Source organism: Humibacillus xanthopallidus, assembly GCF_006717145.1.
Taxonomy (GTDB): domain Bacteria; phylum Actinomycetota; class Actinomycetes; order Actinomycetales; family Dermatophilaceae; genus Humibacillus; species Humibacillus xanthopallidus.
Map to the genome: position 1 here is coordinate 513,885 of NZ_VFQF01000001.1, position 25,530 is coordinate 539,414.

Here is a 25,530-nt window from a genome sequence, read left to right on the forward strand (position 1 = left end):
CATGAGCGACCCGGAGCGCGGCGAGGACGTCTGCGTCTGGCTCGACGTCTCGGCGGGTGTCTCCGGCGACATGCTTCTCGGAGCCCTCGTCGACGCGGGTGCGTCGCTCGAGGTCGTGCAGTCCGCCGTCGACGCGGTCATCCCGCAGACCGTGCGTCTCGTCGCGCACGAGACCGTGCGGGCCGGCATGCGGGCGCTCAAGGTCGACGTCGAGCTGCTCGCGGCGGACCAGCACCACCGGCACTGGTCGGAGATCAGGGACCGCCTGCGGGAGGCCGATCTCGCCGAGGTCGTCCGCGAGAACTCTCATGCCGTCTTCGAACGGCTGGCCGTCGCCGAGGCACGCGTCCACGGCACGTCCGTCGACGACGTCCATTTCCACGAGGTCGGCGCCTGGGACTCTATCGCGGACGTCGTCGGCACCTGTGCTGCGCTCGCCGACCTCGGGGTGCTCGTCGCGGGCGGGGGCGAAGTCGAGGTGCCGCGGACGGACCTCGCGGCGGCGGTGGACGTCGAGCTGGCCGCGGCCGTCGCGCCGGCGGTGAACCTCGCGGCGGCGGTGGACGTCGACCCGGCGGCGGAGGTCGCGCCGGGTGGGGCCCGGTCGCATCGCGTGACGGCCAGCCGCATCTCGTTGGGATCCGGCTCGGTCCGGGCCGCGCACGGCAGGGTACCGGTGCCCGTGCCGGCGGTGCTCGAGCTGTGTCGTGGGTGGGACGTGACGTCGGGAGGTGACGGCGAGCTCGCCACGCCGACGGGGGTCGCGCTGGTGACCGCCATCGCGGCCGAGCAGTCGCCGATGCCGGCCATGACCGTTCGGTCGATCGGCATCGGAGCCGGCACCAAGGAGCAACCCGACCGGGCCAACGTCGTGCGCGTCGTGGTGGGTCAGCAGGTCGGGGTGCAGGGGTCGGGCACGGCACCGGACGCAGACGGGGTCACTGCTCCGCTGACGTCATCGGTCGCTGCCACCGCGTGGGGCGCGGGCGCAGAATCCGGCAGGTCGGAGCGTCTTCAGGTGCTCGAGGCCAACGTCGACGACCTCGACCCGCGGCTGTGGCCGACCGTCATCGACGGGCTGCTCGACGCCGGGGCCGCCGATGCGTGGACCACCCCGATCACGATGAAGCGCGGTCGGCCCGCTCAGCTGCTGTCCGTCCTCGCCGCGCCGTCGCTGGTGGCAACACTCATCGACGTGGTGTTCGCCTCGACGAGCACCATCGGGGTGCGGGTCCGCGACGTCACCCGCTGTGCGCTCGACCGCGGCTGGGCGGACGTCGATGTCAGCGGGCAGCGCGTGGGCATCAAGGTGGCCCACCGCGAGGGCCGGATCGTCAACGCAGCCGCCGAGTTCCGCGACGTCGAGGCCGCGGCTGCGACCCTCAACCTGCCGGTGCGCGAGGTGCTCGACGCAGCCGAAGCGGCAGGTGCGGCTGCCGGACTGGCGCGAGGCAACGGCATACCGAAGGGTCTGCGCGCCACGCCGTGACGCCCGGGGACGGAGGAGCCCGTCAGCTGGGCGCCGATGCCCTCAGGGCGCGGCGATCTGGGCCGCGAGGTGCCCGGCGCCGTAGCCGTTGTCGATGTTGACGACACCGACGCCGGGTGAGCAGGAGTTGAGCATCGAGAGCAGCGGGGCGAGCCCTCCGAAGGCCGCGCCGTAGCCGACGGAGGTCGGCACGGCGACGACAGGCGACGCGGCGAGGCCGGCCACGACGCTCGGGAGGGCGCCGTCCATGCCGGCGACCACGACGATCACGCGCGCCCGGTCGATGAGGTCACGGCGCGCGAGGATCCGGTGCAGCCCGGCCACGCCGACGTCGACGACGAGCTCGGTGGACCGTCCGAGGTAGCGCGCGGTCAGCACGGCCTCACGGGCCACCGGCAGGTCTGACGTACCCGCGCAGAAGACGGCGACGAGCCCGCCGGACGGAGCGGGAGGGTCGGGCGGCCAGGCGAGGAGGCGAGCGGTCTCGTCGTGGACGGCGTCGGGCAGGACGTCGAGCACGGCCTCGGCGTGGTCGGCGCTCGCGCGGGTGAAGAGCACGGCGCCGGAGGTCGTGCCGTCGGCAGCCGCAGTACGCAGGCGCTCGGCGATGGCCCGCACCTGGTCGGGCGTCTTGCCCTCGCAGAAGATCGCCTCGGGGTAGCCGCGGCGGGCGGCTCGCCCGAGGTCGAGCTCGGCCACGTCCGCCACGTCGCCACTGTCGGGTCGCGCGGCGCCGTCGGGGCGGGCGGCGACGTCAGCCACGGGTGACCTGGACGAGCGGCAGGGTGAAGGCGCCGGACTGGATGCCGGAGACGTCGACGGCGACGAACGCGAAACCCGCGGCCCTCCCCGCCTCGTGCAGCGCGGCTCGGACCGGAGCCGCCATCGACCGCGCGAGGTCGGCCTCGGACAGCTCGATGCGCGCCACCTGGTCGTGGTGGCGCACCCGGCAGTCCTCGAAGCCTAGCGAGCGGACCGCCGCCTCGAGCTGCTCGACCTGAGCGAGCTTGGCAGGGTCGACGACAGTGAAGTGGGGGATGCGCGAGGCGAGGCACGGGGCGGCAGGCTTGTCGGCGTTGGGGAGGCCGAGGGCGCGAGCGAGCTCGCGCACGTCCGCCTTGGTGAGCCCGGCGTCGGCGAGCGGGCGCAGCACGCCGTGGTCGGTCGCCGCGCGCGAGCCCGGGCGGTCGGGGCGGCGCGCGTCGTCGGCGTTCTCGCCGTAGGCGACGGCCGTCAGTCCGTGCGCGCGCGCCACGTCGTCGGAGATCCGGGTGAAGAGCTCGTCCTTGCAGTGGAAGCACCGGTCGGGGCCGTTGGCGCGGTAGGCAGGGTTGTCGCCCTCGTATGTCGCCACCTCGACGACCGACGCGCCGATGTGGGCGGCGACGTCATGAGCACCCCGCCGCTCGTCGGCGGCGAGGCTGGGGGAGACCCCGATGACGGCGACGACCCGGGCCGTTCCGAGCGCCCGCACCGCGAGGGCGAGCAGCAGGCCCGAGTCGACACCACCCGAGAAGGCCACGCCGAGGCGGCCTGAGCCGGACGGCATACCGGCTCGGAGCCGCTCGCCCACCGCGTCGGCGAGCACCGCGAGGTGCGGGGGCAGCGCCTCATCGCGTGGCCCCCGCACCTCAGCCCGCGGATCCGGGGGTGTCATGGCCCCAGTCTCGCCGATGGCCGTCGGTCGGTCGATCACGGCGTCGTGACCTCGGACCGGTCGCCCGACCACAGCGTGTGGAAGGCGCCGTCGCGGTCGATGCGGCCGTAGGTGTGCGCACCGAAGTTGTCGCGCAGTCCCTGGACGAGAGCGGCCGGCAGGCGCTCGGCGCGCATCGTGTCGTAGTAGGCGAGGGCGCTCGAGAAGCCGGGCACGGGCACGCCCGCAGTGACACCGAGCGCGACGACGCGGCGCCACGCGTCCTGGCGGTCGGCGAGCCCGGAGGCGATGCTCGGGGCGACGAGCAGCGTCGCGAGCCGGCCGGCGGCGTACTCGTCGCTGATCTGTGCGAGGAGGCGCGCGCGGATGATGCAGCCGCCGCGCCAGATGCGGGCCACAGTCGCGATGTCGACATCCCAGCCGTACTCGTCGCTGGCCTTGCGGATCTGCTCGAGGCCCTGGGCATAGGCGACGACCTTCGAGGACCACAACGCGTCACGCACGTCGTCGACGAAGCGCTGCCGATCATCAACTGAAACAGTGCGATTCGGCCCGGCGAGGGCCCCGCGTGCCGCGTCTCGAATGGCTGTGTCGCCGGAGCCCGAGCGGGCGAAGACCGACTCCGCGATCGTCGACACCGGCACGCCGAGCTCGAGCGCCGTCTGCACGGTCCAGCGGCCGGTGCCCTTCTGCTCGGCCGCGTCGACGATGACGTCGACGAGCGGGCCCCCGGTGACGCTGTCGACCTGGTCGAGCACGTCGGCCGTGATCTCGATGAGGAAGGAGTCGAGCTCGCCGGAGTTCCACTCCCTGAAGACGTCGGCCGCCTCGGACGCCGTGAGGCCTGCGGCCGAGAGCAGGTCGTAGGCCTCGGCGATGAACTGCATGTCGGCGTACTCGATGCCGTTGTGGACCATCTTGACGAAGTGGCCGGCGCCGTCGGGGCCCATCCAGGCGCAGCACGGCTCGCCGTCGACCTGCGCGGCGATGGACTCGAGGATCGGGCCGAGGGCGGCATACGACTCCTTGGAGCCACCCGGCATGATCGACGGCCCCTCGAGCGCACCGACCTCGCCGCCGGAGATGCCGCTGCCGACGAAGTGGAGGCCGTGCTCGCGCAGCCGGGCCTCGCGGCGACGGGTGTCCTCGAAGTGGGCGTTGCCACCGTCGACGACGATGTCGCCCTCCTCGAGCAGGGGCACGAGCTCGTCGATGACGGCGTCGGTCGGGCCGCCCGCCTTCACCATGACGATGATGCGGCGGGGCCGCTCGAGCGACGCGACGAAGTCGGCGGTCGACTCAGACGGCACGAAAGTGCCCTCGGACCCGTGCTGCTCGACGAGCGCCTGCGTCTTCGCGTTGCTCCGGTTGTGCACCGCGACGACGTGGCCGTGGCGGGCGAGGTTGCGGGCGAGGTTGCTGCCCATGACGGCGAGTCCGGTGACTCCGATGGTGGCGAGAGTGCTCACGGTTGATGTCCTTGGGAGAGAGGGTGATCCCGTATGCCGGGTGGCGGGCTGGGTCGGTCAGGCGTCCTTGCGCCAACGGCGGCGGAGCGCGAACGCAGCCGCCTTGGGCTTGCGGTCGCGGGTGAAGGCGCCCTTCTTGTTGCCGTCGACGCGCATGATGCCGGAGGTGGTCGCGAAGTCCGCGAAGTTCCATACATGCTCACCCACGACAGCCTCGCACGCGTCGAAGACACGGTGGTTCATGTCGAGGTAGTCGACCTGGTACTCCTCGCTCCACGGCTGGGGCGTCAGCGAGTGGTTGCCGGCGAGGGTGTCGGCGCCGTACTCGGTGATGACGATCGGCTTGCCCTCGGACGCCCACCCGGCGAGCTCCTCGGTCCACGCGACCTCGGCGCTGGCGAGGTCGCCGGTGTGGACGTACCAGCCGTAGTAGCGGTTGAGCATGAGGACGTCGGCGAACTGGGAGACACGGCACGCGCCGTGCGGGGCGAGCATGACGTTGACGAAGCCGACGGGCCGCGTCGGGTCGGCCTCGCGGGCGACGTCGAAGAGGGGGCGGAAGTAGTCCTCGGCGCCCTCGGTGTCGGACTCGGGCTCGTTGGCGATCGACCACAGCACGACGCTGGGGTGGTTCTTGTCGCGCGTGATGAGCTCGCGGATCGCCTGCGCGTGCACCTCGCGGGTGCTCTCGTTGATCGTCTCCGGGGAGAAGGTCGTGTAGCCCTGCCCGCCGAAGATGCCGCCGCCGAGACCCATGTTGAGCCCGACGGCCGCCGTCTCGTCGATGATGACGATTCCGTGGCGGTCGGCGTGGTCGAGGACGTCCTCGGAGTAGGGGTAATGCGACGTGCGGAACGAGTTGGCGCCGATCCAGTCGAGCAGCTCGAAGTCCTGGACGACGTGGGCCGGGCTGTGCGCCTTGCCGATCGTCGAGTGGTCCTCGTGCATGCCGAAACCCTTGAAGTAGAAGGGATCGCCGTTGATGAGGAACTCGGTGCCGCGCACCTCGACCGTGCGGATGCCCACGGACTGGTGGTAGGTGTCGAGGACGACGGAGGTGTCGTCGACCAGCTGGACCTCGAGGTCGTAGAAGTAGCCGTGTCCGGGCGCCCAGAGGTGGACGTCCGCGACGCTCAGCGAGCCGGTTGCGCCCGTGCCTGTCGCGACCTCGCGCCCCGTGGCGTCACGCAGGAGGGTGCGGACCTCGAGGCCGTCGGAGTCGGCGGTCTCGACCGTGTAGTCGACGGAGCCGACGTCCCCCGAGAACCCGGTGACGACGGTGACGTCCTCGACGCGCGCCTGGGGCGTTGCCGCGAGCCAGACCGAGCGGTGGATGCCGGCGAAGTTGAAGAAGTCGTGCCAGTAGCGCTGCGCCTTCCCTGCGGCCGTGTCCTCGATGACGCCGGGCGGGATCGACTGGAAGCTCAGGGTGTTGTTGACGAGGGCCGTGATGCGGACCTCGTCACCGGGGCTCACGAACTCGGTGACGTCGGCCTCGAAGGGCGTGTAGCCGCCCTCATGGCTGACGACCTCGTGATCGTCGACCCACACCGTGGCGCGGTGCGTCGCCGACTCGAAGTGCAGCACGATGCGCTGGTCCGCCCAGCCGCGGGGAACGCGGACGGTGCGCTGGTACCAGATGTCGCCGAAGTAGTCGCGCACGGCGGCGTCGGCGGTGAGGTCGTTGAAGCTCGCCGGCACCGCCATGTCGCGGGGGGAGGGCAGCGGGCCGCCGAACCACCCCGCGTCGCGTCCCGCGGAGTCTCCGTCGAGCTGGAAGGACCAGATGCCGTCGAGGCGCTTCGTCTCGCGGGTGGCGGTGTCCTGGGGGCGCAGCATGGTGGTGCCTTTCGTCATCGGTGGGGCGTGCCTCCATTGAGTCACCCGCCCTGAGCGCCCCGCGAGCGATTGCCACCAGTTGCCACACCCATACCCCAAGCAAATCGTGAGAGCAGTCCGTCGGGGTCGAGCGGCCGCGTGGAAGGCCGACGAACTGCTCTTTCGATTGACGCGCGGGCGTCCTTCAGATCGAGAGAGCAGTTCGTCGGGGACCCCGGTCCGTATGCCGCCGGTCCCCTTCGCAATCGAGAGAGCAGTTCGTCGGGGACCCCGGCCCGTATGCCGCCGGTCCCCTTCGCAATCGAGAGAGCAGTTCGTCGGGGACCCCGGCCCGTATGCCGCCGGTCCCCTTCGCAATCGAGAGAGCAGTTCGTCGGGTCGAGCGGGCGCGTGGAAGGCCGACGAACTGCTCTTTCGATTGCCGCTGGGCGTTCTACAGATCGAGAGAGCAGTTCGTCGGGTCGGGTCAGCGGCCTCGGGCGTGCATTCGCCGGGCGCGGATCTCGGCGAGCTCGAGCATCCGAGCGCTGAAGAACCTCGGGTGGATGTCGCTCAGCTCCAGGCTCGTCCGTGGGTGCCCGAGCGCTTCAGCCGTTCTCAGCACGAGCGTCACCCGGGCCGCATCGGTGTTGACATCCTCGTCCCAGACGTCGAGGACCGACCGGCCGTCGTCGCCGAAACGTCTGAACCGCACCTTGTCCGCCGCTCGTTGCTCGTCGCTGTCGTGGAACTCCCGCCCTTGGTACTCGAGCAGCACACGCTGTGCGACCCAACGCATGTCGGGCCGGCCCAGCCAGCGGTCGCCCGCGGCATACACGGGCTGGTTGAGCTCGGGCTCTGGGAGCCCGGCTCGCACGAGCACGAGCCTCGTGCGAGTCTCGCCGGGTGACTCCGAGCCGACTCTGATCCAGGTGAGGGCTTCGAGCAGGGTGAGCTTGCCTTGCGGGCCGACTCTGGCGCCCAGAGCCTCTTGCAGGGGCTCCACCGAGCCCAGCTTGGTCGCCACGGCATCGCCCATGACGACGAGGTCGTCCAGGCCGAGGGGGAACCCGGGGCGAATGAGCTCGCCCATGTCGACCCAGGTCTCGGCCAGGCTCGTCACGGGGAGACCGGCCGACGTGGCCACCTCACGGTTGAAGAGGCCGCGGTGTCCGATGAATCCCCCGTCGACGGACCGCGCCGTCGCGGCCGTCGCGGATCACGTGGATCGATTCGTCGTCGTCAAGCGCCATCGGCAATGGAAGACCGTGGAGTCTGGCGGCCGTCAGGTGGGAAAAGGCATGGCACTCGACCACGAGAGAGATCGCAGCGCATCGCGCCACGAGCGAGGCCACCGGGTCGACGGCCCACACGCCGCGGACTGGCGACACGAGGTTCATCGCATAGACCTGGTCTCGCGTCAGGCCCCACACCGTGGCGATGCCTGGTGTGAAAGGCCGGTGTCTGAGCGGTTCGGGGATGGGCGCAGGCATGTGTCGATGGTGGCGACGATCTCGGTTTGAGGCGGTGACTTGTCCACAGGCCCGCCGTACGACGGACTGCTCTTTCGATTGGGAGGTGGTGGGCGGCATACGCCGTGGGGGGGCGACGGACTGCTCTTTGGATTGGGAGGAGGGGGAGCGCGGCATACGCCGTGGGGGACGACGGACTGCTCTTTCGATTGGGAGGTGGTGGGCGGCATACGCCGTGGGGGACGACGGACTGCTCTTTCGATTGGGAGGTGGTGGGCGGCATACGCCGTGGGGGACGACGAAGTGCGCTTTCGATGGGGAGGGGTGTGCTCTCGATTGTGGGTGGGGGCGGGGCTGCCTAGATTGGCGGGATGGAGCGTCGGCCGACCATCTACGACGTGGCGCAGGCCGCGGGGGTGGCGGCGTCGACGGTCTCACGTGCCTTCGCCAGGCCCGGCCGGGTCAACGCGGAGACGGCGGCGCGCATCTTCTCGGCCGCGGAGGAGCTCGGCTACCGGTCGAGCTCGCTCCCGGGCCTCGTGCCGACCCGCACGAGGACGCTTGCCGTCGTCGTCACCGACATCACGAACCCGTTCTACGGCGACATCATCCGCGGTGCCCACGAGGCCGCCGCCGAGGTCGGCTACACCCTGCTGCTCTCGCACACCCAGGAGGACGCGCAGCTCGAGCGGGAGTGGACCGAGCGCGAGCTGCGCGCGGTCGAGGGCGTGCTGCTGACGAGCTCGCGGATGTCCGACCAGGCGATCCGCATGATGGCCAAGCAGAAGCCGGTCATCGTGCTCAACCGCCGGCTGCCGGAGGTGCCCAACATCCTCGTCGACAACGCTCGCGGCGTCCGCCGGGCGGTCGAGCACCTGACCGAGCTCGGCCACGACTCCATCACCTACGTCGCCGGCCCCGAGTCGAGCTGGACCGACGGCACGCGGTGGCAGGCCTTGCGCGAGGCCACCTACGAGCTCGACATCCGCCTGCGTCGGGTCGGCCCGTGCAACACCCCCACCGTGCAGGCCGGCTTCGGCCGGGCCGCCGAGATCGCCTCGCAGCGGGCCACCGCCGTCATCGCCTACAACGACGTCGTCGCCATCGGCGTGCTCAAGGGCCTGCTGCGGCTCGGCCTCAGCGTGCCCGGCGACGTCAGCGTCGTCGGCTTCGACAACACCCTCCTCGCCGAGATCACCGAGCCGGAGCTCACGACCGTCGCGGCGCCGCTGCACGCGATGGGCGCAACGGGTGTCAAGAACCTCGTCGCCATGGCCGGGGGCGCCGTGCCGAGCCGCGAGCCCATCGTCATGCCGGTGCGTCTCGTGGTGCGACGCTCGACGGGTCAGCGCAGCCGGAAGAGGACCTCGCCGGCGTTCGGCACGACGAACGCGCCACCCTCCGCCTCGGCGGCGACGTCGATGGAGGCGGGATCCACGTAGCCGAGGTTGGCTGCGCGGCATACCTCCTCGGGGATCTGCGTCGCGAGCGTGACCCGCACGCGCAGGCGCTCCTCACCGGTCTCGGCGTTGTAGGTGCCGGCGCCCCGCAGGTGGGTGGAGTGGGCGAGCGTGCCCCAGTGGATGTGCTTGAAGCGGTCCCACTGCTTCACGAAGTAGTCGCGGCAGTGGTAGCCGATCTCGTTGATCTCCGGGTGGCTCGTCGAGATCTCGGTGATGTGCGGCGCGTAGATGACGACCTCGCCGCCGTCGGCGACCGCGGGCTCGAGCTTGTAGAAGCCCTTGGCTCCGGTCCAGATGTCCTCGTACATCTCCGGGATGACCGAGATGACGCGGTGGACCGGCTCGTCGAGATAGGTCACGTGGGTCGCCGCGCACACCTCGGCCGCGTTGGCCCACGACGAGATCGTGTCGCCGAACGAGATGGAGTGCAGGTCCAGCGAGCCGGACTCCCCGACGACGCAGAGGGCGAGCTTCTGCGCCGGCACGAGCGAGGCGCCCTCGTTGATGAGCGCCCGCACCGGGGTGATGTCGGTCGTGCCGATGATCTCGGCCGAGGTGATGAGCGCGCCGATCCAGTGCGACACGTCGATGATCTGCTGGCCGGCGACGCCGGGGAAGAAGTACTTGTTGCCCCCGGAGATGCCAACGACCTCGTGCGGCAGCACCGGCCCGACGACGAGTGCCACGTCGTGCTCGACGACGGCGCGGTTGAGCAGCACGGGCACGTCCATCGACAGCCGCCCCTCGGACAGCTCCTCCAGGCGCGCTGCCGGGATGGTGCCGAGGTCGGCGAAGGTCGAGGGCTCCCACCACTCGTGGTTGACCACCGTCATGCTCGGATAGGTGGCCTCGAGCGCGCCCTCTTCGTAGCCGAGGTGGGCGGCGAGCGCTGCCTCCGACATGGGCTGGTGGGTGCCCAGCGCGACGAGGGTTGTCATCCGGGTGGCCCGCCCGTGCAGCGCCCGGTGCACCGCGCCGACGAGGAGGGGCAGCGGGCAGGTGCGCGTGCCGTCGGGGACGACGATGCAGACGCTCCTGCCGTCGAAGTCGACCGCTCCGAGCTGCTCGGCGATGAAGTCCTCCACGGCCGCGGGGGCCAGCACCCCCTCGACGCCGCCGAGGCGCACGGCCCGGCGCGCCGCCTGCTTCGGCGTCTCGTCGGGTGGGCCCGGGGCGACGGTGGGGTGCGGTGCGGTGGTCGTCATGGACCCACTGTCGCCCTCACCTCCCGCGCCGACAAGGGCGCCGGGCAACTCGTGGCAACCCGTGGGCAACCGCACGCAGGGGGCGCACGATGGCAGACATGACGACCCTCGCGACAGCCCGGCCCCTTGCCCTCGACCCCGACCGGCTCCTGCCCGTCGAGCCGCGCACGCGTGAGATCGCCCGCAGGCTGTATGCCGCCGTGTCCGGTCTGCCGATCATCTCGCCTCACGGGCACGTCCCGCCGCAGTGGCTCGCGGACGACGTCGCGTTCAGCGACCCGACGAGCCTGCTCGTCTCCCCGGACCACTACGTCTTCCGCCTCCTCCACGCGCAGGGCGTCGCGCTGGGCGACCTCGGTGTCGGTGGCGGACCGCTGACGGCGGCGGAGTCGCGCCGCGCGTGGCACCTGATGGCCGAACACTGGCCGGCCTTCCGCGGCACACCGAGCCGCTTCTGGATGGACAGCGTGCTCGCAGACGTCTTCGGCGTCACGGAGCGACTGGCTCCGGAGAGCGCTGACGCGATCTACGACCGGATCTCCGAGGCGATCGCGGCGCCCGACTTCCGCCCGCGGGCGCTCATGGCGCGCTTCGGCATCGACGTCCTCGCGACGACGGACGACCCGGTCGACGACCTGCGCCACCACGGCACGCTGCGCGACGACGGGTTCGGTCCGAGGGTCGTGCCGACGTTCCGGCCCGACCGCTACCTCGAGCCCGGACGCGCCGACTTCGCCGACCTCATGACCGACCTGGCTCGGGTGAGCGGCATCGACACCGGCTCGTATGCCGGCTACATCGCCGCGCTCGAGGAGCGCCGCCGCTTCTTCAAGGCCAACGGCGCCGTCTCGAGCGACCACAGCCACGCCGACGTCGTGACCCTGACCCTCGACGACGCCGAGGCTGCACGGATCTACGACGCCGCGTTGCGCGGTGTCGTGTGCCCGAACGACGCGACCACCTTCCGCCGCCACATGCTCGTCGAGATGGCCCGGATGTCGACGGAGGACGGCCTCGTCATGACGCTGCACCCCGGCGTGCACCGCAACCACCACTCGCCGACCCTCGAGCGCTTCGGACCCGACACGGGTCACGACATCCCGACCGCGGTGGAGTTCACCCGGGGCCTCCAGCCGCTCCTGGACCGCTTCGGCACCGCGGAGGGCTTCCAGCTCATCCTCTTCACCGTCGACGAGACGGTGTTCTCGCGGGAGATCGCGCCACTGGCCGGGTTCTACCCCAGCGTCTATGCCGGCGCCCCGTGGTGGTTCCTCGACGCACCCGAGGCCGTGCGGCGCTTCCGGGGGGCCGTGACCGAGACCGCCGGCTTCTACCGGACGTCGGGCTTCATCGACGACACCCGCGCCTTCCTGTCCATCCCCGCCCGCCACGACATGTCGCGACGCCTCGACAGCGGCTACCTCGCCCAGCTCGTGGCCGAGCACCGGCTCGACGAGGACGAGGCCCTCGAGACCGCGATCGACCTCGTCACGACCATCCCCAGGAAGGCGTTCAAGCTGTGAGCACCCACCGGACCGACACGCTGCCGGACACCGAGCCGGACACCACCCTCCCGGCCACCGACGGGGCCACCGACGGGGCTGCTGCCGGGGCTGCTGCCCGGCCTGCCGGGCGGAGCCTCCGACGGGAGACCGACGGGCGGCCCGCCGCACCCGTGCGCATCGTCCACCTCGGCGTCGGCAACTTCTTCCGGGCGCACGCCGCCTGGTACACCGAGCATGCCAGCGACGCCGCGCAGTGGGGGATCGCCGCGTTCACCGGACGCTCGCCCGCCATCGCGGAGAGCCTGGCCGGGCAGGACGGCCTCTACACCCTCCTCGTCCGAGGCCCCGGAGGAGCGCGGCCGGAGGTCATCTCGAGCCTCACCGCCGTGCACCCGGCCGACGACCTCGAGGCACTCCGTGGATACTTCGTCGACCCCGCCGTGGCCGTCGTGACGATCACCGTCACCGAGGCCGGCTACCGCCGGAACTCCGCGGGTGGGCTCGACGTCGACGCATCCGACGTCAGTGCCGACATCGCTGCGCTGCAACGAGATCCGCGCGGAGTGGTGTCCACGACGCCGGGCAAGCTCGTCGCCGGGCTCCTCGCGCGCCGCGCCACGGGCGGAGGTCCGATCGCCGTCGTCCCCAACGACAACGTGCCCGACAACGGCGCGATGGTGGCGCGCGTCGTCGGCGACCTCGCCGCCCTCGTCGACGTGACCCTGCCGGCGTGGATCGACGCCCACGTCTCCTGGGTGACGACCATGGTCGACCGCATCACGCCACGCTCGACCGCCGACGACCGTGCCGAGGTCCTGAGCCAGACCGGCATCGACGACCCCGAGACCGTGCCGACCGAGCCGTTCTCGGAGTGGGTGCTCGCGGGCACCTTCCCGGCAGGACGGCCCGACTGGGAGTCGGCCGGCGCCACGGTCGTCGACGACGTGCGGCCCTTCGAGACGCGCAAGCTCTGGCTGCTCAACGGCTCCCACTCGCTCATGGCGTATGCCGGCTCCATCCTCGGGCACGAGACCGTGGCCGACGCGATCGCCGACCCTCTCGTCCGTTCGTGGGTGGAGGAGTGGTGGGACGCCGCGGCGCCGCACGTCGACCTGCCGGCGGTCGACGTCTCGGGGTATCGCCAGGCGCTGCTCGACCGCTACCGCAACCCGCAGATCCGCCACCTGCTCGCACAGATCGCGGCGGACGGCTCGCAGAAGGTGCCGATCCGGGCTCTCCCCGTCATCCGGGCCGAGCTGGCGCAGGGGCGAGTCGCCCCCGGCGCGACCCGGATCGTCGCTGCCTGGGTCCCCCACCTGCGCGGGCTCGGCGCGCCCGTCACCGACACTGCCGCCGACGAGGTCAGGGCGCTCGCACAGGGCGAGCCGGAGGCCGCGGTGCGCTCGGTGCTGGTGTGGCTCGGTCTCGATGACAGCGCGCTCGAGAAGGTGCTGCCCGTCGTGCTCGCCCAGCTGGCCCAGCTCACCGGGCTGGGCGGATCCTCCGCCGCGGCCACACCTCCCGCGGTGGGCTCTCGTGGGTGACGCGCGGGAATCGCCGCTCCACGTCATCGGCGTCGACGTCGGTACGACGGCGGCCAAGGTCGTCGCCTTCCGACTGCTCGACGACGCCGAGCCGGGCGCGCCGAGCCGGCCGCCGGTCGCGGTTGCCGTGCACGAGTATCCTCTCATCAGGCCACGCTCGGGGTGGCGCGTTCAGGACGCCGACGTCGTCGTCTCGGCCACCCTGACGTCGCTCGCGGACTGCGTGGCCCAGCTCGACGGTGGGCACGTCGTCGCCGTCTCGGTGAGCACCGCGATGCATGGGCTGATCGCCCTCGACGCGGAGGCACGACCCCTGACGCCCATCATCACCTGGGCCGACGCCCGAGCCAGAGATGTCGCGCGCGAGCTGCGCGGGACGCCCGTCGCGGCCTCGCTCCATGCCAGGTCGGGCACCCCCGTGCACTCGATGTCGCCCCTGACCAAGCTGCGCTGGTTCGCCGACAACGAGCCCGGGCTCATGACCGCGGCGACCTCGTGGGCCGGCCTCAAGGACGTCGTCCTGCACGCGCTTACCGGTCACCTCGTCACAGAGCTGTCGTCGGCCAGCGGCACGGGACTGCTCTCCATCGCCCACCGCGCCTGGGACACCGAGGCGGTCGCACTCTCCGGCGCTCGCCTCGACCAGCTCCCACCGGTACTCCCGACGACGGCGACCCTGCCGCTCGACGCCGACGTCGCGCGCCGGGTCGGGCTGCCGGCCGGCACACCCGTGGTGGTCGGTGCCGGCGACGGCCCACTGGGCAACCTCGGCACCGGCGCGATCACCCCCGGCGTCGCCGGGCTCTCCCTCGGCACGAGCGGTGCGCTCCGCCTCACCGTCGACGAGCCCTGGGCCGACCCGAGCGGCCGACTCTTCTGCTACGCCCTGACCGACGACCGGTGGGTGCTCGGCACCCCCATCAGCAACGGCGGCGCCGTCGTGCGGTGGGCCGGGTCCGTCTTCGCGGCCGAACGTCCCGACGCCCCGAGCGAGTATGCGCGTCCGCCCGTCAGCGACGCGGACCTCCTCGCCCTTGCCTCCGGCATCGAGCCGGGCAGCGAGGGCCTCGTCATGCTGCCGTTCCTCCTCGCCGAGCGCGGCCCCCTCTGGGATGCCGACCTGCGCGGCGCCTACCTCGGCATCCGGCAGCACCACACGCGAGCGCACTTCATCCGCGCCGCGGTCGAGGGGGTGGCCTTCCAGCTCGCGACGATCCTCGACGGCCTCGACGAGGTCGTGCCGGTGACCTCCATCCGGGCCACCGGAGGGGTCTTCCGCAGCGAGCTGTGGCGCGAGGTCCTCTCCGGCGTCCTCGGCCGGCCCCTCAGCGTCACGGCCGGCGCCGAGGGGTCAGCGCTCGGTGCTGCGGCCCTCGGGCTCCACGCGATCGGGGCCGAGCCCACGCTCGAGCAGTCCTTGGAACGCCTGGCGCCAGGTCTCGTCGGAGAGCGTGCGGACGACGATGCCGGGAGGGTCGTGGCGCCGGAGGCGAGCTCTGCGGCGTACCGCGACGCCCGAGCCTCCGCCGGGGCGCGACTGCGCGATCTCGCGGACGCCGCAGCCCTCCTCGCGGTCCCGTCGGGAAGCGTGCAGGGCAACACGGTGCAACCGGATGGCAACAAGAGGCAACTCGTTGTCGGCGAGCGCCAGCCGGCCCTTCACTAGGTGCATCACCGATGGCGAAAAAGCCTTGGCCCACAAAGGAGTTCGGCCCCATGAGCACCATCACCAAAGAGGAGATCGCGCAGTCGTTCGTCGATGAGCGCCTTCCCAAGCGATCGGTCGTCGGCTACGGCTTCGGCGACTTCGCGAACAACCTCGCTTTCACCCTGAGCACCGCGTTCCTGCTCTACTACTACACCGACGTGGCCGGCCTCTCCGCCGCCGCCGTCGCCACGATGTTCTTCGTCGTGCGGCTCTGGGACGCCTTCGCCGACATGTTTGCCGGCCGGCTCGTCGACCGGACCATGACGCGGATGGGCAAGTTCCGCCCGTTCATCCTCTTCGGAGCGGTGCCGCTGCTCTTCCTCAGCTTCCTCACCTTCCACGTTCCGAGCTCGCTCGACGACGGCGCCAAGCTCCTCTACGCGTACGTCACCTACGCGGTGCTCGGGCTGCTGTACTCGCTCGTCAACATCCCCTACGGCTCCCTCGCCTCGGCGATGACGCAGTCCGTCAAGGAGCGGGCCAAGCTCGTGTCGTCGCGCTTCTTCGGCGGCGCGATGGGTGGAATCGTCCTGACCTACATCATCGCCCCGAAGATCTCGGACCTGAAGGCGGTGAAGAAGACGCTCACCCCCGCGGAGTACCAGGAGCAGGTCCAGGCGATCTTCACGCAGACCACGCTGCTGTTCATCGTCATCGGCTCGATCGCCTACCTCATCACCTGGTACTTCTGCCGCGAGCAGGTCGTGCGCACCTCCCCGCGGGTGTCGCTCCGCGAGACGTGGGACGCGATCCGCACGAACAAGCCCCTCGGCTACCTCTGCGCCGCGAGCTTCTTCTACCTCGTGGGCCTCTTCGCCGTCGGCGGTGCGTCAGCGTTCTACGCCCAGTACGTCATGGGCGACATCCGGTGGCTCGGGCCGATCACCCTCGTCAACAGCGGGATCTCGATCGTCGCGGCCCCCTTCATCCCCAAGCTCGTCGACCGCTTCGGCAAGAAGTCGCTCTTCCAGTGGTGTGGCGTCTTCACCGTCGTCGGCGGACTGGCGCTCTTCTTCACCCCGGCCGGTGCCGTCGCCCCGGCGCTGATCTTCTTGGGCATCAAGGGAATCGGTGCTGCGCTGATCAACACGATCATGTTCGGCCTCGAGGCCGACACCGTCGAGTACGGCGAGTGGAGGTCCGGTCAGCGCTCCGAGGGTGCGACCTACGCGGTCTTCTCCTTCACCCGCAAGATCACGCAGTCGATCGGTGGCGCCGTGGGTGCGGCGGCCCTGGCGTTCGGTGGCTACCTCTCTGCGACCGCAGCGGTGCCCAACCCGGTCCAGCCGGACTCCGCCATCGACGCCATCCGTTTCACGATCGGCCTGCTCCCCGCCATCGTCGCCGCCATCGCGATGCTGATCTTCTGGAAGTACCCGCTCACCGACGAGCGCTTCCGCGAGATCCGCAACGAGACGGAGCTGCGCAAGCGCCAGCAGGGCCACCTCATCGGGCCCGACGGTCAGGTCATCGACGTCCGCGAGGCGTGACACGCACGGCGTTGCTCCAGGTGGTGCTGACGGCGCCGGGAGGGTCCGACGGACCCACCCGGCGCCGTCGCCCGTGTCGGGCGGGAGTCAGTCGATCGCGTCGGTGAGCACCGCGTCGACGGCGGCCAGGGCGGCGGGGTCGCCCTCGCGGGTGATCGCGTCGACCGCTGGACGGTTCCAGAGCCAGCAGTCGAGGTCGGCCGCAGAGCCACAGATCTCGGCGGCGGACGCCTCGTCGGGGCCGTCGGCGACGAGGAGGCGTTTGAGATCGATGTCCTGACCCTCGTAGGTGCCGGTGATGCGCACCGGCGTGACCGTCCACGCGTGCATGGCGTCGACGGTCGCGATCGTGACCGAGCCCGCGATCGGCTCGTGCGCCAGGCCGGGCTCGGGCTCGTATCCGCGCATGATGCGCAGGGCCTCGTCGACGCCGTCGGCCGCGAGACGGCAGTCGAGCGGAGTGCGTGCGCCGACGGTCAGCTCGGCGTCGAGGCGGTGGATCATCGCCTCGTGCGCCTGGCGCCTCGCGATGTAGCCCGCGGTGTGCTCGTCGGCCCACATCCACAGCTCGGTGGCCGGGTCGAGCGCGGCGAGGGCACTGTGGAGGCGGCTGCTCGAGCGGTCGAAGTGTCCAAGGAGCCCGGCCCGGTCGGCCGGCCGCTCGACGCGACGCTCGTCCAGGGTGTCGACCTCGGCCCGGGTCGTCAGGCCGCCACTCGCGATCGCGCCCCAGAACCACTGCACCTCGGCGAGGTGCCAGATGAGGTCGTCAGCGTCCCAGTCGGGGCACGTCGGCACCCGGACGCCCGGCGGCGCGTCCGCGAGCACGGCGCGGAAGCGGGCCGACTCCTCGGCGAGGTGGTCGAGGAACGGGGGAGCGGCGAGGTCGGACGGGCCGGACGGCATACGGGTGGGGTCTCCTTCAACGGACTCCGGACACACGGAACTGGACGGAGATGCGCGGACCCACGGCCTCGGAGGTCTTGGGGACCGCGTGGTCCCACGTCCGCTGGCACGAGCCGCCCATCACGACGAGGTCACCATGCCCGAGGGGGAAGCGCAAGGTCTTTTGGCTCGTGCCCTCGATCGGCCCACCGTCACGCGGACGCAGCGTCAGCGTGCGCGACGAGCCTAGGGAGAGGATGGCGATCATCGTGTCGCTGTCGCGCGAGCGGCCGATGCGGTCGCCGTGCCAGGCCACGCTGTCACGGCCGTCGCGGTAGAGGCACAGGCCGGCGGTCACGAAGGGCTCGCCGAGCTCGTCGGCGTAGTGCGCCGAGAGGGCGTCGCGGGCCTCGGTCAACATCGGGTGGGGCAGCTGCTCGCCGGCGGCGTAGAACTTCGTGAGGCGGGGCACGTCGACGACGGAGTCGTACATCTGCCGGCGTTCTGCGTGCCACGGCACGTCGTGCAGCAGCGCCGTGAAGAGCTCGTCGCCCGCAGCCAGCCAGTCGGGGCGCACATCGACCCAGGCGCCCCGCGACAGGCGGTGGCGCCGGGTGGCCGCGCCGAGGTCGCGCAGGCTCATCTCGTCGGTGAGGTCGAGGAGCGACCCCTGAAGGGTGAGGTCCATCAGGCCACGATAACCCAGAAGTCGAACGCCTGTTCGACCAGAGCTGGCGAGAATGAGGAGATCTCTCGGGGGTTCGGCGCGTGCGGTGAGCCCGCGCTGCGCGAGCGGGGGAGAATGGGCACCATGCCGCTCTACCGTGACGAGGCGATCGTCCTGCGCACCCACAAGCTGGGCGAGGCCGACCGCATCATCACGATGCTGACGCGCACGCGTGGTCGGGTGCGCGCCGTCGCCAAGGGGGTGCGGCGCACGAAGTCCCGCTTCGGCTCGCGGCTCGAGCCCGGCATGGTCATCGACGTGCAGTGCTACGAGGGCCGCAACCTCGACACCGTGACGCAGGTCGAGACCCTCGCTCCGTACGGCGACGCGATCGCCCGCGACTACGCCGCCTACACCTGTGCCACGTCGATGCTCGAGACCGCGCTCCAGCTGACGGAGGAGCACGAGCCGCAGACCCAGCAGTACCTCCTCCTCGCCGGCGCCCTCCGCTCGCTCGCCGAGCACAGCCACGACCCCGGGCTCGTCCTCGACGCCTACCTGCTGCGCTCGCTCGCCGTCGCCGGGTGGGCGCCGAGCTTCGTCGACTGCGCCCGCTGCGGCGCCACCGGGCCGCATCGTGCGTTCAACGTGCAGGCCGGCGGCGCCGTGTGTTCCATATGCCGTCCGCCCGGCTCGAGCGCGCCCGCCCCCGAGACGTTCGCCCTGCTCGCGTCCCTGCTCGCCGGAGACTGGGAGGTCGCCGATGCGAGCGACGACCGGTTCCGGCGGCAGGGCAACGGCCTCGTCTCCGCCTTCCTCCAGTGGCACATCGAGCGGGGCCTGCGTTCACTGCGCCTCGTCGAGCGCGCCTGACCTGCAAGCGAACTCACCACCTCAACGGAGAGCCATGTACGCCAAGCCCTTCCCGCACCCCTCCGGCGCGACGGCACCAGTGATCGCTGCAGACCTGCTGCCGAAGCACGTCGCCGTCGTCATGGACGGCAACGGCCGCTGGGCCAACGCGCGGGGCCTGCCGCGCACCAAGGGTCACGAGGCGGGGGAGGCGTCGCTGCTCGACGTCGTCGCCGGGGCGATCGAGGTGGGCGTGACCCATCTATCGGCCTACGCCTTCTCGACGGAGAACTGGCGCCGGTCGCCCGAGGAGGTGCGCTTCCTCATGGGCTTCAACCGCGACGTCATCCGCCGGCGCCGCGACCAGCTGCACGAGTGGGGTGTGCGGATGCGCTGGGTGGGCCGCACTCCTCGCCTCTGGCGCTCGGTGATCAAGGAGCTCGAGGTCGCCCAGGAGCTGACGCAGCACAACACCGGGCTGACCCTCTACTTCTGCGTGAACTATGGCGGCCGCGCCGAGATCGCCGACGCCGTGCAGCGAATCGCCCATGACGTCAAGGCCGGTCGGCTGCGTCCGGGCTCCGTCGACGAGAAGACGATCAAGCGCTACCTCGACGAGCCGACGATGCCTGACGTCGACCTCTTCGTGCGGTCGTCGGGCGAGCAGCGCACGAGCAACTTCCTGCTGTGGCAGTCGGCCTATGCGGAGATGGTCTTCCAGAACCGGCTCTGGCCGGACTACGACCGGCGCGACCTGTGGGCTGCCGTCGAGGACTACGTCAACCGCGAGCGCCGCTACGGCGGAGCCGTAGACACCCCCACCGAGACCTGAGTCGAGAAAGCACCAGACATCAATCGAAAGAGCACCCAGTCGGCCTCTCGCTCCAGGGCGGGCCGGTCAACCGCAATCGAAAGAGCAGTTCGTCGCCCTGTCCGCAATCGAGAGAGCAGTTCGTCGCCCTGTCGAGCGGCCCCGCGCGGCCGTCTGGAAGGGCGACGAACTGCTCTCTCGATTGAGATCCTGTGGGTGCTGCTCGGCCGCCGCCCCGTCCAGGCCGACGGAGTGCTCTTTCGATTGAGATCCTGTGGGTGCTGCTCGGCCGCCGCCCCGTCCAGGCCGACGGAGTGCTCTTTCGATTGAGATCCTGGGGGTGCTGCTCGGCCGCCCCCGTCAAGGCCGACGGAGTGCTCTTTCGATTGAGTTGCTGGTCAGGCTCCGGCGGCGGTGCAGTCGGCGCAGGTGCCGAAGATCTCGATCGAGTGGGTGACCCCGCTGAAGCCGTGGTCGCCGGCGACCTTGTCAGCCCACTTCTCGACCGCAGGTCCCTCGACCTCGACCGTCTTGCCGCAGGCTCGGCACACGAGGTGATGGTGGTGGTGGGTCGAGCAGGCGCGGTAGACGGCCTCGCCGTCGTCGGTGCGCAGCACGTCGACGGTACCCGCCTCGACCATGGCCTGCAGGGCGCGATAGACGGTGGCCAGTCCGACGCCCTCTCCGGCTTCGCGCAGGCGCGCGTGCACCGTCTGGGCCGACGTGAAGTCGTCGCAGCGTCCGAGCAGCTCGGCCACCGCCACCTGCTGGCGCGTCGGCCGTCGGCTCACCGGACTCGTCGTCTTGGTCATCGTGCCGTTCCCGTCGTCGTGCCCGCAGTGTCAGCCGCGCCAGCCGTGCCCGCTGTGTCAGCCGTGCCGTCGGGGTCGCTGTGCGGGCCTTCGTGGCCGTGCTCGTCGTAGTGGCTCTCGTGGGCGGCGTGCAGGTGCCCGTCATGGACGTAGTCGACGTGGTCGCCGTGGGGGATCGCCTCGTGCCCGCACTCGATGCCGTGCTCGTGCGCATGCGCCTCGGCCACGTCGTGGCGCCGTCGTGACAGCTGGGTGCGTGCCGTCGCCACCATGGCGGTGACGATGAACAGCCCGACGGCGAGCAGCACGATGGTGCCGCCCGACGGCGTGTTGAGCGGGTAGGAGAGCGCCACACCACCGACCGACGAGACGAGGCCGAAGGCGATGGCCCAGCGCAGAGCCCCGCTGAAGGACCGGGCGATGAGCTGGCTCGCGGCGTTGGGCACGATCATGAGGGCGCTGATGAGCAGCAGGCCCACGACCCGCATCGCGACGACGACGGTCGTCGCGGTGAGGACGGCGAGCACGATGTTGAGTGGCAGCACCGGGATGCCGACTGCTCGGGCGTACTCCTCGTCGTTGGCGACGGCGAAGAGTCGCGGCCGTAGCGCCCAGGTCGTCGCGGCGATGAGCACCGCGAGCCCGGCGAAGAGGTAGAGGTCGGACGAGGTCGTCGTGAGGATCGAGCCGAAGAGGTACTTCATGAGGTTGGCCGGCGTGCCGTCGGGCGACTTGCTGATGATGACGACGCCGGCCGCGATGCCGCCGTAGAAGATCACGGCCAGGGCGACGTCGCCGTTGGTGCGGCCGCGGGTGCGCAGCAGCTCGATCACGACGGCTGCGACGACAGCAGCGACGAGCGCGGTCCAGACGGGCGCCACCCCGGTGACGAGACCGATCGCGACACCGGCGAGGGCGACGTGACCCATGCCGTCGCCGATGAGCGAGAGGCGCCGCTGCACGAGGAAGATGCCGACCATCGGCGCGACGGTGCCGACGAGGAGCGCCGCGATGAGCGCCCGTTGCATGAAGTCGATCGAGAGCAGGTCGATCATCGCCGGCTCCCGTCGTGGGGCGCATCGAGAGGGCCGACGGCCACGCCGCTCGGGTGCGGCCGCAGCTCGTCGTCGTGGTGGTGGCTGTCGTGGTCGTGGTGCACGGCTCCGCGCTGCGCGGCATACCGCTCCGGGGTGCCGTCGAAACGGATGCGCCCACCGTCGACGACGACGATGCGGGTGAGCAGCCGCTCGAGCGCGCCGAGCTCGTGGGTGACGATGATCATCGTCACGCCGCGCTCGACGAGCCGCTCGAGCACGTCGGCGAGGACGTGCTGGTTGGCGGCGTCGACGCCTGCCGTCGGCTCGTCCATGATGAGCACGTCGGGCTGGCCGGCGAGAGCGCGCGCGATGAGCACGCGGCGCTGTTGGCCACCCGAGAGCGTGCTGACCTCGGTCGCTGCACGGTCGGCGAGCCCGACGACGTCGAGCGAGCGAGCGACGATCTGGCGGTCGGTTGCCCGCAGGCGGCCGAGCCACCCGATGCGGGGGAGCCGTCCGGTCGAGACGATCTCCTCCGCCGTGGCCCGCACCGACGTCGAGAGGGTATGCCGCTGGGGCACGTAGCCGAGGCGCGCGCGGTCTCGCAGCTCGTCGCCGGGCACGCCGAAGAGGGTGAGGGTGCCGGCGGTGCGCTCGTTGAGCCCGAGGATGCCCTTCATGAGGGTGGACTTGCCGGAGCCGTTCGGCCCGACGACGGCCACGATCTCGCCGCGGCGGACCGTCAGCGTGGCGTCGGTGACCGTCGGGCGCTCGCCGTAGCCGAAGGAGGCCCGTCGCAGGTCGATGACGGCGTCGGCGGGGGCCGGCGCGACCCCGGGCTCAGGCGAGGTGCGGGCTGCGCTCATGAGCACCCCAGACCCTGCTGGAGCGCGCCGAGGTTGCTGCGCATGACCTCAAAGTAGTCCTTGCCGGCCGACTCGGTCGTGATGCCCTCGATGGGGTCGAGGGTCCCGAGCTTCGCGCCGGTCGACGTCGCGACGGTCTGGGCGAACTTGGGCTCGACGAGCGTCTCCTGGAAGATCGTCGTGACGCCCTCGTTGCGCACGAGGTCCGAGATCTCTTGGAGCGCAGCGGCGCTCGGCTCCGCATCGGGGGAGATGCCGCTGATGCCGTGCTGCTCGAGCCCGTAGCGCTTGGCGAGGTAGCCGAAGGCGGCGTGGCTCGTGACGAGAACCTTGGATCTGCAGGACGCGAGCCCCTTGGCGAACTCGCCATCGAGCGCGGTCAGCTTCGCGACGAAGGCATCGGTGTTGGCCGCGTAGGTGGCGGCCTTCGCCGGGTCGTCCTTGGCGAGCCGCGCGCCGATGGCCTTGGCGACCGCGGCATACCGCTGCGGGTCGAGCCAGAAGTGCGGGTCGTCGGCCGAGTGCTCGGCGTGGGCTGCCGCCGACTCGCCGGAGTGGTCGTGGCCGTCCTGCGACGCGGGGAGCGTCAGCGACGCGGCGTCGGCGATGTCGAGGACCCGGCTCGGGTCGACCTGCGCCATGGCGTCGTCCACCGCGGGCTGGAAGCCGTCGGCATAGATTACGAGGCGCGCCTTCGTCAGGCCGGCGACGTCCTGAGGGGCGAGCTCGAGGTCGTGCGGCTCGGCGCCCGGCTTGGTCAGCGACGTGACCGGCAGGGCTGAGCCGGTGATCTGCTCGGTGGCGAACTGCAGGGGATAGAAGGAGGTGACGACTGCCCCCTCTGCCGAGCCCGAGCCCGCTCCGGAGTCGCTGCTGCACGCAGCGGCCGTCAGGACGAGAGCGGCCGAGGCACCGACAGCGGTGAGTGCGGTCAGCGCGCGGCGCCGGGGAGCGGAGATCATGATGACAATCATTCTCGTCATGAGAATGATTGTCAAAACCGCGCAACCGTCAGCTGGGGAAGATCCTCACGACGGCGACCGCCAGGGCGAGCACGAGCACCGCCGTGCGCATCAGCCGCTCGGGCAGGGTCAGACGCTCCCACGTGAGGTAGAGCAGCCACCCGACGAAGAGCGAGACGAGCAGGAACGCGATGCCCGCCCACGGCCGCGGCGCGAGGATGCCGACGGCCAGCAGGGCGACGAAGCCGCCGATCGCGACCGGCCGCGGCACGGCGCGCAGCCGCTCCACCCACGGGTAGGAGGCGTGCTCGACACGGGAACGAAAGTTCAGGGCCACGGCACGAGCGTAGGTGACGCGGCGGCATACCTCGGACGGCGGACGACCGCCCGGCCCCGCCCCGATAACCTGAGCGGCATGGCCAAGCAGACATCCACCGTGGACACCGTCGTCAGCCTTTGCAAGCGCAGGGGCTTCGTCTTCCCGAGCGGTGAGATCTACGGAGGCACGAGATCGGCCTGGGACTACGGGCCGCTCGGTGTCGAGCTCAAGGAGAACATCCGCCGCCAGTGGTGGAGGTCGATGGTCACGAGCCGCGACGACGTCGTCGGCCTCGACTCCTCGATCATCCTGCCCCGCGAGACGTGGGTCGCCTCGGGTCACGTCGGCACCTTCACCGACCCGCTCGTCGAGTGCCTGAGCTGCCACAAGCGCCGCCGCCAGGACCACCTCCAGGAGGCGCTCGCGGCCAAGAAGGGCATCGAGGACCCCGACACGATCGAGATGTCCGAGATCGTGTGCCCCGACTGCGGCACCAAGGGCCAGTGGACCGCCCCCCGTGACTTCCAGATGATGCTCAAGACCTACCTCGGCGTCATCGAGGACGAGTCGGGGCTGCACTACCTGCGCCCCGAGACGGCCCAGGGCATCTTCGTCAACTTCAACCACGTCATGCAGGCGTCGCGCAAGAAGCCGCCGTTCGGCATCGCCCAGACCGGCAAGAGCTTCCGCAACGAGATCACGCCCGGCAACTTCATCTTCCGCACCCGCGAGTTCGAGCAGATGGAGATGGAGTTCTTCGTCAAGCCCGGCGAGGACGACCAGTGGCACCAGTACTGGCTCGACGAGCGCACGAAGTGGTACATCGACCTCGGCATCAACCCCGACAACCTGCGCCACTACGAGCACGCTCCCGAGAAGCTCTCGCACTACTCCAAGCGCACCGTCGACATCGAGTACCGCTTCAACTTCGCCGGCTCGGAGTGGGGCGAGCTCGAGGGCATCGCCAACCGCACCGACTTCGACCTGTCGACGCACTCGAAGCACTCGGGCACCGACCTCGTCTACTTCGACCAGACGACGGGCGAGAAGTACACGCCCTACGTCATCGAGCCGGCGGCCGGCCTGTCCCGCTCGCTCATGACCTTCCTCGTCGACGCCTACACCGAGGACGAGGCGCCCAACACCAAGGGCGGCGTCGACAAGCGTGTCCTCCTGCGCCTCGACCCGCGGCTCGCGCCGGTCAAGGCCGCCGTGCTGCCTCTGTCGCGCAACGCCGACCTCTCGCCCAAGGCGCGCGACCTCGCGGCGCAGCTCCGCCGCAACTGGAACATCGACTTCGACGACGCCGGCGCGATCGGCAAGCGCTACCGCCGTCAGGACGAGATCGGCACGCCGTTCTGCATCACCGTCGACTTCGACACGCTCGAGGACCAGGCCGTGACGATCCGTGAGCGCGACTCGATGGCGCAGGAGCGCATCGCGCTCGACCAGGTCGAGGGCTACCTCGCCCAGCGCCTCGTCGGCTGCTGACCCCACCA

23 protein-coding genes are annotated in these 25,530 nt (G+C 70.9%); 9 read left to right on the forward strand and 14 right to left on the reverse strand.

All coding sequences use genetic code 11. The annotated features are described in order from the left end of the window. Position 1: 1 nt before the first annotated feature. Complete coding sequence (gene larC, locus FHX52_RS24510; RefSeq protein ID WP_141819554.1) at positions 2 to 1,489, forward strand: nickel pincer cofactor biosynthesis protein LarC; 1,488 nt, start codon at positions 2 to 4, stop codon at positions 1,487 to 1,489. Between the two features lie 42 nt (positions 1,490 to 1,531). Here larC and larB read toward each other — a convergent pair whose 3' ends face one another. The 6 genes from larB to FHX52_RS02320 all read right to left on the reverse strand — a co-directional run bounded on the left by larB (position 1,532) and on the right by FHX52_RS02320 (position 7,926). Then, a complete protein-coding gene (larB, locus tag FHX52_RS02295; protein ID WP_425460079.1) occupies positions 1,532 to 2,251 on the reverse strand; it encodes a nickel pincer cofactor biosynthesis protein LarB in 720 nt (239 codons plus the stop codon). After that, on the reverse strand, positions 2,244 to 3,146 hold the full coding sequence (larE, locus tag FHX52_RS02300) for an ATP-dependent sacrificial sulfur transferase LarE (RefSeq protein WP_141819556.1): 903 nt from the start codon (positions 3,144 to 3,146) through the stop codon (positions 2,244 to 2,246). Before larE ends, larB begins: the two co-directional genes overlap by 8 nt. A 35-nt stretch (positions 3,147 to 3,181) precedes the next feature. Then, positions 3,182 to 4,615 (reverse strand): NADP-dependent phosphogluconate dehydrogenase, encoded by a 1,434-nt coding sequence (gndA, locus tag FHX52_RS02305; protein ID WP_141819558.1) that lies wholly within the window; start codon positions 4,613 to 4,615, stop codon positions 3,182 to 3,184. 57 nt (positions 4,616 to 4,672) lie between these two features. Then, entirely contained in the window at positions 4,673 to 6,472 is a 1,800-nt protein-coding gene (gene uidA / locus FHX52_RS02310) for a beta-glucuronidase (protein ID WP_246069575.1), read from the reverse strand. Between the two features lie 448 nt (positions 6,473 to 6,920). Next, on the reverse strand, positions 6,921 to 7,556 hold the full coding sequence (locus FHX52_RS02315) for a hypothetical protein (RefSeq protein WP_141819560.1): 636 nt from the start codon (positions 7,554 to 7,556) through the stop codon (positions 6,921 to 6,923). 25 nt (positions 7,557 to 7,581) lie between these two features. Beyond that, complete coding sequence (locus FHX52_RS02320) at positions 7,582 to 7,926, reverse strand: hypothetical protein (protein ID WP_141819562.1); 345 nt, start codon at positions 7,924 to 7,926, stop codon at positions 7,582 to 7,584. A 350-nt stretch (positions 7,927 to 8,276) separates the two neighbouring features. On the opposite strand from FHX52_RS02320, the gene FHX52_RS02325 reads away from it, so the two are divergent. Then, complete coding sequence (locus FHX52_RS02325; protein WP_141819564.1) at positions 8,277 to 9,347, forward strand: LacI family DNA-binding transcriptional regulator; 1,071 nt, start codon at positions 8,277 to 8,279, stop codon at positions 9,345 to 9,347. On the opposite strand, the gene FHX52_RS02330 is transcribed toward FHX52_RS02325, so the two are convergent. Further along, positions 9,251 to 10,573, reverse strand: coding sequence for a lactate racemase domain-containing protein (locus FHX52_RS02330; protein WP_141819566.1), 1,323 nt, complete (start codon positions 10,571 to 10,573; stop codon positions 9,251 to 9,253). The genes FHX52_RS02325 and FHX52_RS02330 overlap by 97 nt on opposite strands. 98 nt (positions 10,574 to 10,671) lie before the next feature. On the opposite strand from FHX52_RS02330, the gene uxaC reads away from it, so the two are divergent. Genes uxaC through FHX52_RS02350 form a run of 4 tightly spaced genes read left to right on the forward strand, consistent with a single transcriptional unit; the run spans position 10,672 to position 16,820 of the window. Further along, positions 10,672 to 12,096, forward strand: coding sequence for a glucuronate isomerase (gene uxaC, locus FHX52_RS02335; protein ID WP_141819567.1), 1,425 nt, complete (start codon positions 10,672 to 10,674; stop codon positions 12,094 to 12,096). After that, positions 12,093 to 13,622, forward strand: a complete 1,530-nt coding sequence (locus tag FHX52_RS02340) for a mannitol dehydrogenase family protein (protein WP_246069576.1) — start codon at positions 12,093 to 12,095, stop codon at positions 13,620 to 13,622. Before uxaC ends, FHX52_RS02340 begins: the two co-directional genes overlap by 4 nt. Next, the gene (locus FHX52_RS02345; RefSeq protein ID WP_246069577.1) at positions 13,615 to 15,288 is read left to right on the forward strand and encodes a gluconokinase; all 1,674 of its coding nucleotides are present in this window, start codon (positions 13,615 to 13,617) and stop codon (positions 15,286 to 15,288) included. The genes FHX52_RS02340 and FHX52_RS02345 overlap by 8 nt, the downstream gene beginning before the upstream one ends. Positions 15,289 to 15,338: 50 nt before the next feature. Continuing rightward, entirely contained in the window at positions 15,339 to 16,820 is a 1,482-nt protein-coding gene (locus FHX52_RS02350; protein WP_185747042.1) for a glycoside-pentoside-hexuronide (GPH):cation symporter, read from the forward strand. A gap of 87 nt (positions 16,821 to 16,907) precedes the next feature. Here FHX52_RS02350 and FHX52_RS02355 read toward each other — a convergent pair whose 3' ends face one another. Continuing rightward, on the reverse strand, positions 16,908 to 17,726 hold the full coding sequence (locus FHX52_RS02355) for a maleylpyruvate isomerase family mycothiol-dependent enzyme (protein WP_141819573.1): 819 nt from the start codon (positions 17,724 to 17,726) through the stop codon (positions 16,908 to 16,910). Positions 17,727 to 17,742: 16 nt separating this feature from the next. Further along, entirely contained in the window at positions 17,743 to 18,393 is a 651-nt protein-coding gene (locus FHX52_RS02360) for an alpha-ketoglutarate-dependent dioxygenase AlkB (protein WP_141819575.1), read from the reverse strand. A gap of 123 nt (positions 18,394 to 18,516) precedes the next feature. Here FHX52_RS02360 and recO point away from each other — a divergent pair, with 123 nt between their 5' ends. Continuing rightward, on the forward strand, positions 18,517 to 19,245 hold the full coding sequence (gene recO, locus FHX52_RS02365) for a DNA repair protein RecO (RefSeq protein WP_141819577.1): 729 nt from the start codon (positions 18,517 to 18,519) through the stop codon (positions 19,243 to 19,245). Positions 19,246 to 19,279: 34 nt separating this feature from the next. Further along, positions 19,280 to 20,056: an isoprenyl transferase gene (locus FHX52_RS02370; RefSeq protein WP_141819579.1), complete on the forward strand. Its 777-nt coding sequence runs from the start codon at positions 19,280 to 19,282 to the stop codon at positions 20,054 to 20,056. A gap of 377 nt (positions 20,057 to 20,433) precedes the next feature. Here the strand turns inward: FHX52_RS02370 and FHX52_RS02375 are convergent, their stop codons facing one another. From FHX52_RS02375 to FHX52_RS02395, 5 genes are read right to left on the reverse strand one after another with little or no spacing between them, the layout of a single operon-like run. After that, positions 20,434 to 20,847 carry a Fur family transcriptional regulator gene (locus tag FHX52_RS02375; protein ID WP_141819580.1) on the reverse strand — a complete coding sequence of 138 codons (414 nt, stop codon included), beginning with the start codon at positions 20,845 to 20,847 and terminating at the stop codon, positions 20,434 to 20,436. Further along, the gene (locus FHX52_RS02380) at positions 20,844 to 21,902 is read right to left on the reverse strand and encodes a metal ABC transporter permease (RefSeq protein WP_141819582.1); all 1,059 of its coding nucleotides are present in this window, start codon (positions 21,900 to 21,902) and stop codon (positions 20,844 to 20,846) included. Before FHX52_RS02380 ends, FHX52_RS02375 begins: the two co-directional genes overlap by 4 nt. Then, entirely contained in the window at positions 21,899 to 22,750 is an 852-nt protein-coding gene (locus FHX52_RS02385) for a metal ABC transporter ATP-binding protein (RefSeq protein ID WP_141819584.1), read from the reverse strand. The genes FHX52_RS02380 and FHX52_RS02385 overlap by 4 nt, the downstream gene beginning before the upstream one ends. Next, complete coding sequence (locus tag FHX52_RS02390) at positions 22,747 to 23,733, reverse strand: metal ABC transporter substrate-binding protein (RefSeq protein ID WP_246069578.1); 987 nt, start codon at positions 23,731 to 23,733, stop codon at positions 22,747 to 22,749. The genes FHX52_RS02385 and FHX52_RS02390 overlap by 4 nt, the downstream gene beginning before the upstream one ends. Positions 23,734 to 23,761: 28 nt before the next feature. Next, positions 23,762 to 24,049, reverse strand: coding sequence for a DUF6703 family protein (locus FHX52_RS02395; protein WP_141819586.1), 288 nt, complete (start codon positions 24,047 to 24,049; stop codon positions 23,762 to 23,764). A 78-nt stretch (positions 24,050 to 24,127) separates the two neighbouring features. Between FHX52_RS02395 and FHX52_RS02400 the strand changes: the two genes are divergently transcribed. Further along, positions 24,128 to 25,522 (forward strand): glycine--tRNA ligase, encoded by a 1,395-nt coding sequence (locus FHX52_RS02400; protein WP_141819588.1) that lies wholly within the window; start codon positions 24,128 to 24,130, stop codon positions 25,520 to 25,522. The last annotated feature ends 8 nt before the right edge of the window (positions 25,523 to 25,530 follow it).